The following is a 14,297-nucleotide window of genomic DNA, read 5'->3' as shown; positions in this document are numbered from 1 at the left end:
CACCTCATGGCGCGATTTCTGATCAAGCGACTCTTCTCCGCCACGCTGACCCTGTTCGCGGTGAGCGTGTTGACGTTCCTGATGTTCTTCGCCCTGCCCCGCGACCCGGTGAGCAGCATCTGCTCCAAGAACTGCAACGCGGAGCGGTTGGAACGGGTCCGCGACGACCTGGGCCTCAACGACCCGTTGATCAGCCAGTACGCCGGCTACATGAAGGGCATCGTCACCGGTCGGGACCTGGGCAGCGCCCAGGGCGGCCGGTGCGACGCGCCCTGCCTGGGCTGGTCGTACGTCACAAACGAGGCCGTCTCGGACACCATCGCCCGGGTGTTGCCGGTGACGCTGAGCATCGTGATCCCGGCGGCGATCCTGTGGCTGCTGCTCGGGGTGGGCCTCGGCATGGTCTCGGCGCTGCGCCGGGGCACCTGGCTCGATCGGGCCGCCATCGGCTTCTCGCTGACCGGCGCGTCGTTGCAGCTCTACTTCGTGGGCGCGGTGCTGCTGATGGTCTTCGTCTACAACCTGCGGTGGCTGCCGGTGCCCAGCTACACGTCACTCTTCGACAACCCGGTGAAGTGGGCCAGTGGGCTGGCGCTCGCCTGGGTGTCGTTGGCGTTTCTGTTCTCGGCGATCTACGCCCGGCTGTCGCGGGCGCAGATGCTGGAGACGCTCTCCGAGGACTTCGTCCGGACCGCGCGGGCCAAGGGTCTGGCCAAACCCACGGTGTACGGGCGACACGCGCTGCGCGCGGCGATTACCCCGGTGGTGACCATCGCGGGGCTGGACGTGGGTGGGGCGCTGGGCGGCACGGTGATCACCGAGACGACGTTCGGCATCCAGGGGTTGGGGCGTACGGCGGTGGACGCGGTGAAGTCCGGAGACCTGCCGACGATCATGGCCACCGTGCTGATCGCCGCCGTGTTCGTGGTACTGGCGAACGTGCTGGTGGACCTGCTGTACGCGGCCATCGACCCGAGGGTGCGGCTGCGCTGAGCCGTGTGCCGTCCCGCGCGTGGCCGCTGGCGGAATTTATCGACAACTGTTACACAACTTGTAGGTTTTCTTCCTTACGATCCTCGGGACGTCGGCGGTTCCCGCCCCGACGGAACCGCACGACACATGGGTGAAGGAGGTACTTCATGCGACCACGCGTGGCGGTTGCCGCAGGCGGCGCGATCGCTCTGGTGGTGACGTTGGGTGCGTGCTCGAAGAACACGGGCGAGGGCACCACGGTGGACAACAGCCGGCAGCAGACCGGGGTCATCGCGACCGACCCCAAGGACTCGCAGGGGCCGGCGGCCGAGGTGGACGGCGCCGCGAAGGGCGGCACCTTCACCATCATCCGGGAGTCTCCGATCTCCCACCTCGACCCCCAGCGGACGTACTCGTTCGCCGGTCTCATGACCAACCCGCTCTTCGCGCGCTACCTGACCACCTGGAAGGACGACGGCAAGGGCGGCCTGGTCCTCGTCGGTGACCTCGCCGAGACGCCGGGCAAGAACGTCAACAACGACTGCAAGGTCTGGGAATTCACCGTCAAGGACGGGGTGAAGTTCGAGGACGGCCGACCGATCACCTCCAAGGAGATCGCGTACGGCATCGCCCGCTCCTTCGACCCCGACCTCTCCGGTGGCCCGACCTACATCCAGGAGTGGCTGGCCGACACCCCGCAGTTCGACACCAAGTGGGACTTCAAGAAGAACAAGACGTCCCTGCCGCCCGGCCTGACCACGCCGGACGCGAAGACGCTGCGCTTCGAGTTCGCCAAGCCGCGCTGTGACCTGCCGTTCGCCGTGTCGCTGCCGACCACCGCGCCGCTGCCTCCGGACAAGGACACCGGCATCGACCTGGACAAGCAGCCGTTCTCGTCCGGCCCCTACAAGGTCGCCAAGAACCAGGTCGGCGTGCAGATCACGCTGGACCGCAACACCAACTGGGACCCGAACACCGACCCGGTCCGGCACCAGTACCCGGACCAGTTCGTCTGGAGCTTCGGCCCGACCGCGGACGCCGCCAACAACCGGGTGATCGCCGACAACGGCGCCGACCAGAGCGCGCTCGCCTTCAACGCCGTACCCGCCTCGCTGGTCGCCAAGGTGGCCGGGGACGCCGCGCTGAAGTCGCGCAGCATCCTCTCGCCGACGCCGAGCGCCAACCAGCTCGTCATCAACAACCAGCGGGTCAAGGACCTCAAGGTCCGCCAGGCGCTCAACTACGCCATCGACCGCGAGGGCATGGTCAAGGCACTCGGTGGCCAGAACGTCGCCGCCCCGCTGACCACGCTGATGCCGCCGGCCACGATCGGCTACAAGGCGTACGAGGCGTACCCGGCCGGCCCCAACGGCGACGTCGCCAAGGCCAAGGAACTGCTCGGCGGGCAGACGCCGGAGCTGGTCCTCGGTGTCGCCGACAACTCGACCGAGCAGCAGCAGGGCGCCCAGCTCAAGGCCAACCTGGAGCGCGCGGGCTTCAAGATCACGCTGCGGAACATCTCGGACGACGCCAAGCTCGACGAGATCAAGAAGAAGGACAACCCGTGGGACCTGTACATCGGTAACTGGGCGGCGGACTGGCCGAGCGGCGCGGCGATCCTGCCGGTGCTGTACGACGGCCGCAGCATCAAGGCCGAGGGCAACAGCAACCAGTCCTACTTCAACGACCCGACGATCAACGCCGAGATGGACCGCATCCTGGCGCTCGCCCCGTCCGAGCAGGGCCCGGAGTGGGCCAAGCTGGACGAGCGGATCATGAAGGAGCACGCGCCGGTGGTGCCGATGTACGTCGACGTCGCCTACCACGTGCACGGCTCCAAGGCCGGGGGGATCTTCGTCTCCAGCGTCTTCGGCTACCCGTCGTTCGTCAACGCGTACGTCAAGCCGTAGTCATCCGCAGGCGGGCGCTGCCCTCTCCCGACACCGTGGTCGGGAGAGGGCGGCGTCGTGCCGTGGGTGAGGGCCCGTGCGGGCCCCTCCTACTGTGATGCCATGCAGTGGTACCTGTTGATCGCCGGCGCTGGGCTCGCGACGGGCGGCGGGGTGCTGCTTCTCCGGCGCAGCCGCCGTCGGCCACTCACCGCCGAGGAGAAGGCGGCCGCCGCGCGAGTCGCCATGCAGGCCATCCGACGCTCCTCGCCTCGGGCCGATCGCGACATCTTCCACCGGGGCCGAGGCGTGCCCGACCGGCACTCCGCCGCCATCGCCGAGAACACCGCCTACGGGGACGCGGCAAACTTCGATACCGGCGGTGACGGAGGAGGCGGGGTTTCGGACTGAAGCCCCAGCCAGCACAGTGGGGTGAGGATGACGAGACCAACGCTGTTCCTGACGGTGGGGCTCCCGTGTACCGGAAAGACCACTGCCGCCCGGCAGATCGAGGTCGAGCAGAAGGCACTTCGTCTGACCAAGGACGAGTGGGTGAAGGCTCTCTACGGGGCCGAGAATCCGCCCGCGGCCTCGGACGTGATCGAGGGAAGACTCATCGAGATCGGGCTGCGCGCCCTCGCACTCGGCACCAATGTGGTGATCGACTACGGCCTCTGGAGTCGGGACGAGCGTTCCGCTCTGCGGCAGGCCGCGGCCGACCTCGGCGCGCGGGTGGAACTGCGCTACTTCGAACTCACCCCGGCCGAGCAGCGCGAACAGCTCGATCAGCGCCAGGCGGATGCGCCTCACACGACGTGGCCCATGTCCGACGAGGAACTCGCCGAGTGGGCTGCCCGCATGGACATCCCGACGCCAGGCGAACTCGACGGCTCCGAACCCGTCGACGACCCACCGGCCGGCTTCGCGACCTGGAACCAGTGGCGCGCTGGCCGCTGGCCGCCGAGGCGGCGCGATCTACCCTGATCGACACACCGCCGAGGCTGCGACAGGTGGCAGGATACGGCCGTGTCGAACTCCTCGGACAGCTCTCCCAAGGCACGCATCGTCACCGGCCTGCTGCGCGACGGGAAGCGGGTGCTGCTGTGTCACCGATCTCCGCAGCGGCGGTGGTACCCCGATGTCTGGGACATGCCCGGCGGTCATGTGGAGCCCGGGGAACTGCCTGGCGAGGCGCTTGCCCGGGAGCTTCGGGAGGAGGTGGGCGTCCATGTCACGGCACCCTCGACGCCGCCGGTGCACGAGGTGCACACCGACACGTTCGACATGCAGATCTGGCTGATCGACGCGTGGACGGGATCCCCGGTCAACGCCGCGCCCGACGAACACGATGCCATCGGATGGTTCACCGAGGACGAGCTCGGCGGACTGCGCCTGGCTCACGACAGCTACCCCGCGCTGTTCGCCAGAGCCCTTGCCGAGCGTCGCGCCTGAGCGCCAGAGGGCAGTCCTGTTCGTGTACATGGCGAGGTCAGGTCGTGGCCACCCGGTTGGTTCAGTGGAAGGGCGTTGCCGGCCGGCTCAGTTGCTCGCCGTCGACGAAGAGATCGACTTTCTCGTTGTAGAAGGCGATCAGGCCGGCGATCGGCAGGAGCGCGGCGGTCGGGAAGTCGTACGACCAGGCCAGGTCCGGGTGGATCTGGTCATCGAGACGGATGGACCAGTAGTCGCTGGTCTGGCCCTTGTACGGGCAGGCGGTCCTCGTCGCCGACTCCACGAGGTGCCTGAAGTTCACGTCGGTCCGGTTGAGGTAGTAGCGGGGCGGTAGACCGGTTTCGAAGACCAGCACGGGCGATGTCGACTCGGCCAGGACGACCCCTTCCAGTTCCACCCTGACGCTGCGGGTGGAACGCACCGCGTCCACCCGCGCGAACGGGTTGCGGGGGTGCACGAAGACCTCTTCGTCCTCCTCGAACCAGGCATCCATGGCTGCCCAGTCGAACCGGATCGTGCCTGCCAACCCGGCCAGCGCGTCGTCTCCGTACAACCGCGCGCACGAGGGACGGATCGTCTCGCCAACCTGCAGTCCGTGCAGCCGCGCGGTCCCGCGCCGGGTCGCCTCGGTGCGCTCGCCCTCGATCAACAGGTCGCGATTCAGGTCATCGACCGGGATGTAGTACTGCGGGAAGAACGGCCATTCCCACACGTACAACGCCCGCGTGGTTTCCAGTACCTGCTCGCCGCCGAGGAAGGCCCGGATCCGGCGAGGCACCGGCTCAATGTGGTCGACCGGGACGATCATCTTCGGATAATCCGACACGTAGGCCTCCCCTGATGTGACGGCCGGCTCGGGCAGGCGCCGGCTCAACGATCAGGGCGGCCCCCCGCGTTGTCACATGCGTATGTTGCAGAGACCGTAACCGATGTCGCCTTTCGTGACGAGCCCTTCGCGGCAGCGGTTAGGTGGCGCCGGTCATCGGCAGCACGGCGTGCGGCTCGTCGGGAGGGGCCCTCGCCGTTCCGCCGACGGGTGGTCCCTGCCGCGCGATGATGGCCATGTGAAGCCCATCTACCCCGATGACGGCGATGTCGATCGGAACGCCGTACCCGGCCTGCGCCCCGTACCTACGGACGACGCGACGTCGGTCACGGTTGACGTCGACGGAGAGACATTCGCCCTCCGCCCGAACGAGTGCGACGGCACCGACTACACGTGGCTCACCGGGCCGAACCCCGGCTACGGATTCGGCGTGGGTCCCACTGTCGGCCTGTCGCTCGACGAGCACCGGGAGAACATCCGCGACTTCCTGGCCATGGTCGACCCCACCACCGGGCGCATCGAGGACGACTAGGTCAGAGGCCCGTGTGGCCCGCGCATTCCCCTATTCGGGCGATGTGTTGTACCTGTCGAGTGTCGCCTTTGATGTTGAAGCGTCTCGGAAGGTCAGCTCCCAGGGGCCGGTGTTGACGTCCATGTCCTTGCCGAACCCGACCCATTTTCCGGCCAACCGTCGGCCAGTGGGCTCGGCCAGGAGCTGGATCGCGCCGTGGTACCGAGCGCCCCGGTAATAGCCGGCGGGATCGGTCTGCTCCACCCAGGTGCCGGTGACCACGGCACCATCAACGGTGAGGTCCATTGACAGCGACGACGCCGCCGAGCCGGGCAGGCTACGCACGGTCAGGCGGTCGCCGTGCTGGAGTACGACCACGAAGTGTTGCCCGGCGAACGATTCTCCCCGACCGCTGGAGTGGAACTGGTAGCGGCTGAGCCAGACGCCCTCGTACGACCCGTGGACCACCAGCGGCTTGGGTGTTGGCGTGGCCAGTGTGGACACGGGCGAGGTCAGGTCATGCCCGCCGTGCTGGTCCTCAGCGATGTCGCCATTGGGTATCGCAGCGAAGCCGAGCAACGAGACCGGCAGGCCGGTGACGACTTCCAGGGCGCGGGCATACAGGGGCCGTGGTGCGGCGATCGCGCCGGACTCCCAGCGCTGGACGAGTCTCTTGTTGGCGTCATTGGGCTCGCCAAGGCGGTGGCCAGCGGCTTGGAGTGCGCGGGCGAAGTCGTCCTGGCTCATGCGCATCCCGCTGCGGACCGCGCGTAGGGCGGTGTTCGGGGCACTCATGTTCGTCACAATAGCCGTGCGTCGTCTTTATGTCGCCCCTGCTGTGTCCGTTATGGCGTCTTCTGTGCCGTCGCGCCCCACGACAGCTCGGCGTCATCCTTGACGGCACGCGGCGGTCGACCCTGCCGGTGCGAACGAGCAGCGGAGGTGATGATGTCCAACTCTGACGACGAGCCGGTCAGTCGTGGCGAGCGAATCGACGCCGCTGAACGGGAGGCCGCCAAGCACCGGTTGCTCGCGCAGGCCGAGTCGGAGCGGATACCGGTGGAGGAGACGACTCGGGCGGTGCCGGATCGGCGGTGGCGTCGTGGGCGGTGATCCGCTTCCGATCGGTCGACGGGTCGCCTACCTGCGGGTGCGGCGGAGGTTGTCGCAGCAGTCGTTCGCCGATCGGTTGGGAAAGTCGAAGAGCTGGGTGGACAAGGTTGAGCGAGGGGTTCGCTCGCTGGAGCGGGTGTCGACCATCCGGGAGATCGCTGCGGTGCTGCGGGTCGATCCCGCCGCGCTGCTCGGGCGGGATGCGCAGCCCGCTGGGGTAGCCGAGTGCCGCGAAGGCGTCTCGCGGGTTCGGGCAGCCTTGTCCGCGTACCCCATGGCCTTTCATCGCCCGGCGGACCAGGCGGTGATGTCGCCGGACCGGCTGGCGCGGGAGGTGGAGCAGGCGTGGATGGCCTACCAGTACGCCCGATATCCGCGTCTGGTCGAACTGCTGCCCGCGTTGGTCACCGCGGTTCACCCCGTGGACGCGCAGGAGCCTGCGGCTGGGCGGGAAGCAGTGGTCGAGGTGTACCGGGTGACGGCAGCGCTGCTGGTCAAGCTGGGCGAGGAGAGTCTTGCCTGGTTGGCCGCTGATCGGGCAATGTCCGCCGCCGCCGGCGATCGGGTATTGCTCGCCTGTGCGGCGGTGCAGCTTGGCCAGGTGCTGCGGACCTCGGCGCGAACCAGGCCGGTGTTGCTGGCTGCCGCGTCCCGGATCAACCCGGAAACGCCGCAGGAGTTGTCGTTGTGCGGGTCGCTGCTCGTGCAGGCCGCCCTGACGGCAGCCAGGGCGGGTGACGACCGTGCGGCCGAACACCTGCTGGACGAGGCCGCCGGGCTGGCCGCCCAGGTGGGTGATGGACACGACCATTACCGGACGACGTTCGGGCCGACGGCCGTCGAGTTGGCGCGGGTCACCGCCGCGGTGGAACTGGGCGACGGGCGACAGGCGGTCGCCCGGCATCGGGAGGCGATCGAGCGGGACGGCTGGCGTTGGCTGCCGGTCGAACACCGCGCCGCACACCTCATCGACGCGGCGCGCGCCCACCTTCAGACGAACGACCCCGGCAACGCGGCCCGGCTTCTGGTGCGGGCCGACAACATCGCGCCCGCCGAGATCCGCCACCGGCCGTCGGCGCGAGGCGTCGTCGCCCAGACCGCCCGCCACCCGGACGCCCCGCCAACGATTACCCAGCTCGCCATCAACCTCGGGGTGCTGTGAGCATGGCCGGTCGATGCTGGTGTACGTGGGAGCACTGGTCGTCGGTGGGGCGCACTACAGTGCTCGGCTGTGCGCCCGGCAGACATCCTCGAACAACTCGACGCCGCAGCCGAAGAGTTCCGGTTTCCCGACCTCGACAACGGCTACTACTACGCCGTCGACGCCCGGCTGCATGCATATCGGGACGCGGTGCGGTGGGCTCTCATCGTCGAGACGGTCGGCTACTCGCCACGGGCCGGCAACCTCACCGACGTGCTCTTCGTGTTCGGCAACTGCCTGACCAGCGGCGTACCTGGCACGAACAGTGGCGATTTTCTCGATCGGATCGACAACTGGGACGAGATTGAGGATCCGGACGAACCGGAGACGTACCGGGGAGGCCCCTTGGTGCTTCGCGGTCAGAACATCACCGTTGCCGGCGAATCAGGTGAGGATCTGATCGACGTGCTGCGTCGGCTTGTTCCGCGTCACCGCGAGCTTCTCCTGGCAGACGAACGGGAACTGCGACGCCGAATCCCCGTCGACCTGCCCGAGGTTCTGCGGCTGGACGAATGGCACCACCCTGACCTGGCCGGTGGCGCACGTCCAAGCCAGTCCGAGACGTTCCGCCAGATTGCCGATGTCCTGGCGAGCGGCGATCTGAGGCTCTACGCGCCCCGAGCGTGGCCGAACACGCACTGGTCCCACTGGCCGGAGTCGGGGAGCCTGTAGCCGCCGAGATCGTCGACAGTCCGGCGCTGTGGCCAGGGTGCCTGAGCCGCTCGGCCGTTGATTCCGCCACATCGGTCTGCTTGGCTGCCCCCGCGATGACCTTGAAGGCCCCTCACACAACGGGAGATAGCCATGTCCTTCGTGACCGCCGTCAAATCGGTGCTCAGCCAGTACGTCGGCTTCACGGGTCGGGCGCGCCGCTCTGAGTACTGGTGGTTCGCCCTGTTCACCGTCCTTGTCAGCATCGTTGCCTCCGTGCTGGACAACGCGCTGGGACTGACCTTCGTGGACGGTTCGTCGAACGGTTTCATCGGCCTTGTCGTATCGCTGGCGCTGCTGCTCCCGACGCTGGCTGTCGCGGTGCGACGCCTGCACGACACCGACAAGACGGGGTGGTGGCTGCTGATCGGCCTGGTGCCGATCGTGGGGGCCATCGTCCTGATCGTGTTCTTCGTCATCGACGGCACGCCGGGAGCGAACCGTTTCGGCCCCAGCCCCAAGGGCTGACCTGCTCGCGACACCAAGAGGCCCCCGTTCCGGCAGCGTTGTCGGAAACGGGGGCCCCTTCGTCTGACCCTGCTCCGGCCGGGCCGCCCCACCAGGCGCGTCACGCATGAGTGAGCGCGGCCAGCCACTTCTTCGGGTGCGGCCTCTGGTTGGACAGATTCCGGATCAACGTCGCCAGCGTCTCGGGGCGCCGACCGAGGGCCACCAGGGCGACGGCCTCTGCCAGGGCGTACCGAACGACGCTGTCGCGTCGGGTGTCCACCCTCTCGCGAAGGCTCGGACCGAAGCTACCGGTCAGCTTCTCCTGCCGGTTCGCCAGGTAGGAGTACACCGAGGGATCCATCGACACGTTGCTGACGGCTCCGGATGGCAACTGCGCGGTCCATCCGGCGTGCTGCTGCCAACGTCGCGTCTTCGGACTCGTCTCACGCCGATCGACGATCCCGATGAAGCGGATCTTTCGGCGTACGACGTCCCACGGTTCCCGCTGCTCGTCGACCCAACCGCGAAGCAGCGAGTAAAGGCTCTCGAATGTCCCGCCGGTGGAAACGATGTCGACGAACGAGACCGGGTCGCTGGTGCGGGCCAGGCGGAACGGTGTCACGCCGCAGCGGGTCAGGATGACCCGAGCCTGCTCGCGCCATTCGTCATGCGGCACCCAGCCCTCCGACAGATTGCTGAACGGCAACCGCATCAACCTCGGGTCGTCGGCCAGCACGCCGGTGAGCAGGTCGTACATCGAGTCCATCGAGCGTCCGACGAAGTGCAGCGCGCCGCCCCCGGAGCGGCCCAACACCTTGGCCGAGCACTCGACCAGTTCCGCCGCGAACCACAGATCAGGATGGTGATCACCGTCCAGGAGTGAACCCAGCCGGTCCGGCGTCACCAGATTCCAGCGGAACGGCAAAGTCGTCCTCGGATCGTCGGCCCACATGGCGGACGATGGTGCCACGAGCCTCGCCCCTGCGCGCCGGAAATTCACCCGAGGTGCGTACGCAGGAATTCCAGTTCCAGCGGGAGCAGGCGCTCGGCGGTGCCGTTGGCGGCCATGTGGGTGGCGCCGGTCAGTGGCAGCACGGCGTGCGGGCGGCCGGTCGACAGCAGCGCCGCCGACAGCCGGAGCGTGTGCGCGGCCACCACGTTGTCGTCGGCCAGGCCGTGTACGAGCAGCAGCGGGCGGGCCTGGTCGGAGCCGGTGACCGGCTCGGCGGCCAACTCGATGAGCGAGTGGTGCGCGTACACGTCCATGCCGTCCTCCGGCAGGCCGAGATACCGCTCGGTGTAGGCGGTGTCGTACAGCGTCCAGTCGGTCACCGGTGCGCCGGCGATGCCGCACTTGAACAGCTCGGGGTGGCGCAGCACGGCCAACCCGGCCAGCCACCCGCCGAACGACCACCCGCGTACGGCGACCCGACCGAGGTCCAGGTCCGGGTGCTTGCCGGCGAGCGCGGTCAACGCGTCGATCTGGTCGGTCAGGATGACGTCGGCCAGTCGCCGGTGGATCGCCTTCTCGAACGAGGGGGCCACTCCCGGCGTACCCCGGTTGTCGATCGTGACCACCGCGAACCCGGCGTCGGCCCACCACTGCCGCTCCAACCACGCGGCCCGCGCCGCCACCACCTCCTGGTGGCCGGGACCGCCGTAGATGTCCAGCAGCACCGGCAGCCGCCGGCCCGTCACGTGATTGTCCGGGTAGAGCACCGCCGCCGGCAGGCGACGGTCGGTCACCCGTTCCAGCAGCGGCAGTGGCGAGTACGGCGGCTCGGCGGCGAGTGAGCGCAACTCCGCCACCTCCTGACCGCCGCGGGACACGGTCCAGCGCGTCCCGGCGTGGTCCAGCGATGCCGTCCCGACCACCAGCACGTCCCCGCCGACGGCCGCCGTGTGCCAGCCCGAGTCGGTGGTGAGACGCCGGGCGTCCACCCCACCGCCGATCGTCGTGCGGACCCGGAACAGGTGCCGCTCGCTGGGCTCGCCGTCGCTCGCCTCCACCAGCAGGTCGGCGGGACCGCTGACGGCCGGCAGCCGACCGACGACCCGTCGCACGTACAGCGAGGGTGGGGTGAGCAGCGTGCCGTCGGCGAACAGGCAGCGCGCGTCGTACCCGTCGTGGGCCAGCTCGCCGCCGACCAGCACCCGGCCGTCGGGCAGGTGTGCCGGGGTACCGGCGATCGGCTCCACCCAGCGCGGGTCGGCCAGCTCGGCGTGGACCTGCGTCTCACCGGTGCGCGGGTCCACCGCGAGGACCAGCCCGTGCTGCTGCGAGCGGCGCAGCACGGTGATCAGCGGGCTGCCCTCGACCCAGCTCACCCCGGTCAGGTACGGGTAGGTCTCGCGGTCCCAGTGCACGTCGACCCAGCCGTCGTCGAGGTCCAGCAGGTGCAGGCTCACCTCGGCGTTGGGACCGCCGGCCCGGGGGTACGCGACGGCGGTCGGCGGGCTGCCCGGCTCGGCCGGGTCGTGCAGGTGCCAGCGCTCAAGCCGGGACTCGTCGACCCGGGCGGCGAGCACCGTACGCCCGTCCGGGGCCCACCAGTAGCCCCGGTACCGGCCGAACTCCTCGGCCGCGATGTGCTCGGCCAACCCCCAGCTCACGCCCGCGTCCTCGCCGGCCAGCAGGGTGTCGGTGCCGTCGGCGTCGATGACCCGCAGCTCACCCCGGCGTACGCCCTCGGCCGCGTCGGTCACGTACGCGAGGCGTTCGCCGGTCGGGTCCGGCCGAGGGTCCAGCACCGGGCCGACGGCGGCCACCTCCACCACGTCGCCGTGCACCAGGTCGGCCCGGAACAGGCGGCCGGCCAGCGCGAACACGGCCACCCGGCCGGCCGCGTCCAAGGCGTACGAGCCGATGCCGGCGGCGCTGAGCCGGAGCCGCTCCCGCAGCGCCCGCTCACCGGGGGCGAGCGCCCGGACGTCGCCGTCGTCGCCCAGCAGGGCCGCCGGATCGGCCACCAGCTGTTCCTCGCCGGTCGCCACGTTCAGCAGCCACAGCGCGTCCGCCGGATCCTCCGGACCGGCCGAGCGCAGGAAGATCACCCGGGAGCCGTCCGCGGCCACGGAGACAGCCCGTGGCGCGCCGTGGCTGAACCGGCGGGTGCGGGCGGCCAGCTCCGGAAAGTCCACAGGCCAAATCGTAGAGCCGCGCCGGGCGTGATGTGGCCGACCTGGGCGGACGCGTCCAACGACTCCGGGCCGGGCCGCCGGTTAGAGTGACCGTCGTGACGACGCTGCCCGACCGCCGCCTGCTGCTGGTCCACGCGCACCCTGACGACGAGTCGATCGGCACCGGCTCGACCATGGCCCACTACGCCGCCGCCGGCGCACACGTCACGTTGGTGACCTGCACGCTCGGCGAGGAGGGCGAGATCTACGTGCCGGCGCTCGCGCAGCTCGCCGCCGCCGAGGCCGACCAGCTCGGCGGGTACCGGATCGCGGAGCTGGCCGCCGCCTGCGCGGCGCTCGGCGTCGCCGACCACCGCTTCCTGGGCGGCGCCGGTCGCTACCGCGACTCGGGGATGATGGGTCTCGCGACGAACGAGCACCCCCGGGCCTTCTGGCAGGCCGACCTCGACGAGGCCGCCGGGCACCTGGTGGAGATCATGCGAGAGGTACGCCCGCAGGTGCTCATCACGTACGACCCGAACGGCTTCTACGGCCACCCCGACCACATCCAGGCGCACCGGGTGGCGATGCGCGCCGTCGAGCTGGCCGCCGTCGAGGGCTGCGCGCCGGCCAAGGTCTACTGGACGGCCATGCCGCTCAGCGTGCTGGAGGCCGGCATGTCGCACTTCGCCGAATCTTCCGACAATCCGTTCGGCGGTATCCAGGACCTGGCCGAGCTGCCCTTCGGGACCCCGGATGAGCAGATCGCCGCCCGCATCGACGGCACCGACCAGCACACCGCCAAGGAGGCGGCGATGCGGGCGCACGCCACCCAGATCCCGGCCACCTCGTGGCTCTACTCCATCGCGGGCAACTTCGGCGGCGAGTTCATGGGCGTCGAGTTCTTCACCCTCGCCGTCGGTACGAAGGGGCCGGGCTTCGGCCCGTACGGCTGGGAGGACGACCTCTTCGCCGGGCTGACCGGAGAGGCCGACGCGGACCGCTCCCCGGTCGCGGCGGCCGGTCTCCGGTGACGCTGCCCGCCGCGCCGATGTCGGTCGTGAACGACCAGGACGCCCCGCCGCCGGCGGGGCCGCCGCCGCGACTGCTGGACCTGGGTCTACGGGTGGCCGGTGGGGTCGTCGTGGTGGTGGCCGGCGTGGTGACGGGAGTGTTGGAGCTGCTGCTCGCCACCGTCCGGGTCGGCGGGCAGCTCATCGGCGTCTCGGCGCTGCTCGCCGTCGGCGCGAACATCCTGCTGAGCTGGTTCGCGTACGAGGTGGTCGGCCGTCGCTGGGCGGTGGCGCTGCCGGCGGTGCCGTGGTTCGCCCTGATGGCGGTGGCGGCCATCCGCACCACCGAGGGTGACCTGCTGCTGGCCGGCGACAACTGGGTCGGCCTGGCGATGATCGTGGCCGGCGCGATGACGTTCGCCGTGATGGGTTTCCGGCAGATCCTCGCTCCGCCGTCCACGCTCGGCGGCTGGTGACGTCACACAGCTACGAGTGGTAGATATTCCTGCCAGGGAAGTGGCCCCGCGAAAAGGGGCGTACGGCAGGAGGTCGTGCGATGGACAGACGATGGCGGACCATCGGGGTGCTCGCGGGAGGGCTCTTCGCGGTCAACGTGGTCGCCCGCCTCATCACCCGTTTCGGTTTCGACAGCGACGACGCTGCGGCCGACCGGGTCTCACTGGCGATGTTCGTGGTGATCGGGTTGGCCCTGGCCGTGGTCGCCTTCCGCTGGGGACGCGTCCGGCCGCTGGCCGTCTGGGCGGCCGACGTGACCGTCGTGGTGCTCATCGCCATGGCCCTGACCGTGCTGGTCGGGCCGCTGGTCGTCGGGCACAGCCCCTTCGCCGGTGGCGCGGGCACGTTCTTCGCCCAGATCTGGCTCTACCTGCTGGCCACCGGCCTCGGGACGCTGGGCGGCTACCTGGTGGCGACCGCCCTCGGTCTCGACTACCGCTCGCAGCAGCTCAAGCGGTACGCCGAGGTCAAGTCCGCAAAACCCCGCCGGGTAGTCCGCCGCTGACCCCGCCCGCAAGCCCGT

Annotated in this window: 17 protein-coding genes; 13 read left to right on the top strand and 4 right to left on the bottom strand. The window is 69.6% G+C overall.

Features of this window, described 5'->3' with window-relative positions; all coding sequences use genetic code 11:
• Nucleotides 1-6 precede the first annotated feature (6 nt).
• The 5 genes from ACQPZK_RS27000 to ACQPZK_RS26980 all read left to right on the top strand — a co-directional run bounded on the left by ACQPZK_RS27000 (nt 7) and on the right by ACQPZK_RS26980 (nt 4,313).
• Entirely contained in the window at nt 7-993 is a 987-nt protein-coding gene (locus ACQPZK_RS27000; protein WP_433535624.1) for an ABC transporter permease, read from the top strand.
• A gap of 146 nt (nt 994-1,139) precedes the next feature.
• Nucleotides 1,140-2,882: an ABC transporter substrate-binding protein gene (locus tag ACQPZK_RS26995; protein WP_433535623.1), complete on the top strand. Its 1,743-nt coding sequence runs from the start codon at nt 1,140-1,142 to the stop codon at nt 2,880-2,882.
• Between the two features lie 102 nt (nt 2,883-2,984).
• Entirely contained in the window at nt 2,985-3,272 is a 288-nt protein-coding gene (locus ACQPZK_RS26990; protein ID WP_433535622.1) for a hypothetical protein, read from the top strand.
• A gap of 27 nt (nt 3,273-3,299) precedes the next feature.
• Nucleotides 3,300-3,845 (top strand): ATP-binding protein, encoded by a 546-nt coding sequence (locus tag ACQPZK_RS26985; protein WP_433535621.1) that lies wholly within the window; start codon nt 3,300-3,302, stop codon nt 3,843-3,845.
• A gap of 42 nt (nt 3,846-3,887) precedes the next feature.
• Nucleotides 3,888-4,313: an NUDIX domain-containing protein gene (locus ACQPZK_RS26980; RefSeq protein ID WP_433535620.1), complete on the top strand. Its 426-nt coding sequence runs from the start codon at nt 3,888-3,890 to the stop codon at nt 4,311-4,313.
• Between the two features lie 61 nt (nt 4,314-4,374).
• Here ACQPZK_RS26980 and ACQPZK_RS26975 read toward each other — a convergent pair whose 3' ends face one another.
• Nucleotides 4,375-5,139 carry a DUF427 domain-containing protein gene (locus tag ACQPZK_RS26975; protein ID WP_433535619.1) on the bottom strand — a complete coding sequence of 255 codons (765 nt, stop codon included), beginning with the start codon at nt 5,137-5,139 and terminating at the stop codon, nt 4,375-4,377.
• Nucleotides 5,140-5,377: 238 nt separating this feature from the next.
• On the opposite strand from ACQPZK_RS26975, the gene ACQPZK_RS26970 reads away from it, so the two are divergent.
• On the top strand, nt 5,378-5,671 hold the full coding sequence (locus ACQPZK_RS26970; protein ID WP_433535618.1) for a hypothetical protein: 294 nt from the start codon (nt 5,378-5,380) through the stop codon (nt 5,669-5,671).
• 30 nt (nt 5,672-5,701) lie between these two features.
• Here the strand turns inward: ACQPZK_RS26970 and ACQPZK_RS26965 are convergent, their stop codons facing one another.
• A complete protein-coding gene (locus ACQPZK_RS26965; RefSeq protein WP_433535617.1) occupies nt 5,702-6,445 on the bottom strand; it encodes a helix-turn-helix domain-containing protein in 744 nt (247 codons plus the stop codon).
• A 150-nt stretch (nt 6,446-6,595) separates the two neighbouring features.
• On the opposite strand from ACQPZK_RS26965, the gene ACQPZK_RS26960 reads away from it, so the two are divergent.
• The 4 genes from ACQPZK_RS26960 to ACQPZK_RS26945 all read left to right on the top strand — a co-directional run bounded on the left by ACQPZK_RS26960 (nt 6,596) and on the right by ACQPZK_RS26945 (nt 9,143).
• The gene (locus ACQPZK_RS26960) at nt 6,596-6,763 is read left to right on the top strand and encodes a hypothetical protein (RefSeq protein WP_433535616.1); all 168 of its coding nucleotides are present in this window, start codon (nt 6,596-6,598) and stop codon (nt 6,761-6,763) included.
• Entirely contained in the window at nt 6,753-7,925 is a 1,173-nt protein-coding gene (locus tag ACQPZK_RS26955; RefSeq protein ID WP_433535615.1) for a helix-turn-helix domain-containing protein, read from the top strand. The genes ACQPZK_RS26960 and ACQPZK_RS26955 overlap by 11 nt, the downstream gene beginning before the upstream one ends.
• 69 nt (nt 7,926-7,994) lie before the next feature.
• Nucleotides 7,995-8,636, top strand: coding sequence for a DUF7003 family protein (locus tag ACQPZK_RS26950; protein ID WP_433535614.1), 642 nt, complete (start codon nt 7,995-7,997; stop codon nt 8,634-8,636).
• A 132-nt stretch (nt 8,637-8,768) separates the two neighbouring features.
• Nucleotides 8,769-9,143 carry a DUF805 domain-containing protein gene (locus ACQPZK_RS26945; RefSeq protein WP_433535613.1) on the top strand — a complete coding sequence of 125 codons (375 nt, stop codon included), beginning with the start codon at nt 8,769-8,771 and terminating at the stop codon, nt 9,141-9,143.
• Between the two features lie 100 nt (nt 9,144-9,243).
• Here ACQPZK_RS26945 and ACQPZK_RS26940 read toward each other — a convergent pair whose 3' ends face one another.
• Entirely contained in the window at nt 9,244-10,077 is an 834-nt protein-coding gene (locus ACQPZK_RS26940) for a hypothetical protein (protein WP_433535612.1), read from the bottom strand.
• 44 nt (nt 10,078-10,121) lie between these two features.
• Nucleotides 10,122-12,266, bottom strand: coding sequence for a prolyl oligopeptidase family serine peptidase (locus ACQPZK_RS26935; RefSeq protein ID WP_433535611.1), 2,145 nt, complete (start codon nt 12,264-12,266; stop codon nt 10,122-10,124).
• 86 nt (nt 12,267-12,352) lie between these two features.
• Here ACQPZK_RS26935 and mshB point away from each other — a divergent pair, with 86 nt between their 5' ends.
• The 3 genes from mshB (at nt 12,353) to ACQPZK_RS26920 (ending at nt 14,279) form a co-directional block, all read left to right on the top strand.
• The gene (gene mshB, locus ACQPZK_RS26930; protein ID WP_433535610.1) at nt 12,353-13,279 is read left to right on the top strand and encodes an N-acetyl-1-D-myo-inositol-2-amino-2-deoxy-alpha-D-glucopyranoside deacetylase; all 927 of its coding nucleotides are present in this window, start codon (nt 12,353-12,355) and stop codon (nt 13,277-13,279) included.
• 17 nt (nt 13,280-13,296) lie between these two features.
• Nucleotides 13,297-13,734 carry a hypothetical protein gene (locus ACQPZK_RS26925; protein WP_433535609.1) on the top strand — a complete coding sequence of 146 codons (438 nt, stop codon included), beginning with the start codon at nt 13,297-13,299 and terminating at the stop codon, nt 13,732-13,734.
• A gap of 80 nt (nt 13,735-13,814) precedes the next feature.
• Nucleotides 13,815-14,279, top strand: a complete 465-nt coding sequence (locus tag ACQPZK_RS26920; protein WP_433535608.1) for a hypothetical protein — start codon at nt 13,815-13,817, stop codon at nt 14,277-14,279.
• Nucleotides 14,280-14,297: the final 18 nt, after the last annotated feature.

Origin of the sequence: Micromonospora sp. CA-249363, assembly GCF_050950185.1 — a bacterium.
GTDB lineage: Bacteria > Actinomycetota > Actinomycetes > Mycobacteriales > Micromonosporaceae > Micromonospora.
The sequence above is the reverse complement of the archived record's forward strand: the minus strand, read 5'-3'. Positions and strand labels throughout refer to the sequence as shown.

Bases quoted from the DNA above. Each gene is read 5' to 3' on its own strand.
- ACQPZK_RS27000 (WP_433535624.1), top strand. From the start codon at position 7: ATGGCGCGATTTCTGATCAAGCGACTCTTCTCCGCCACGCTGACCCTG.
- ACQPZK_RS26995 (WP_433535623.1), top strand. From the start codon at position 1,140: ATGCGACCACGCGTGGCGGTTGCCGCAGGCGGCGCGATCGCTCTGGTG.
- ACQPZK_RS26990 (WP_433535622.1), top strand. From the start codon at position 2,985: ATGCAGTGGTACCTGTTGATCGCCGGCGCTGGGCTCGCGACGGGCGGC.
- ACQPZK_RS26985 (WP_433535621.1), top strand. From the start codon at position 3,300: ATGACGAGACCAACGCTGTTCCTGACGGTGGGGCTCCCGTGTACCGGA.
- ACQPZK_RS26965 (WP_433535617.1), bottom strand. From the start codon at position 6,445: ATGAGTGCCCCGAACACCGCCCTACGCGCGGTCCGCAGCGGGATGCGC.
- ACQPZK_RS26960 (WP_433535616.1), top strand. From the start codon at position 6,596: ATGATGTCCAACTCTGACGACGAGCCGGTCAGTCGTGGCGAGCGAATC.
- ACQPZK_RS26945 (WP_433535613.1), top strand. From the start codon at position 8,769: ATGTCCTTCGTGACCGCCGTCAAATCGGTGCTCAGCCAGTACGTCGGC.
- ACQPZK_RS26940 (WP_433535612.1), bottom strand. From the start codon at position 10,077: ATGTGGGCCGACGATCCGAGGACGACTTTGCCGTTCCGCTGGAATCTG.
- ACQPZK_RS26925 (WP_433535609.1), top strand. From the start codon at position 13,297: ATGTCGGTCGTGAACGACCAGGACGCCCCGCCGCCGGCGGGGCCGCCG.
- ACQPZK_RS26920 (WP_433535608.1), top strand. From the start codon at position 13,815: ATGGACAGACGATGGCGGACCATCGGGGTGCTCGCGGGAGGGCTCTTC.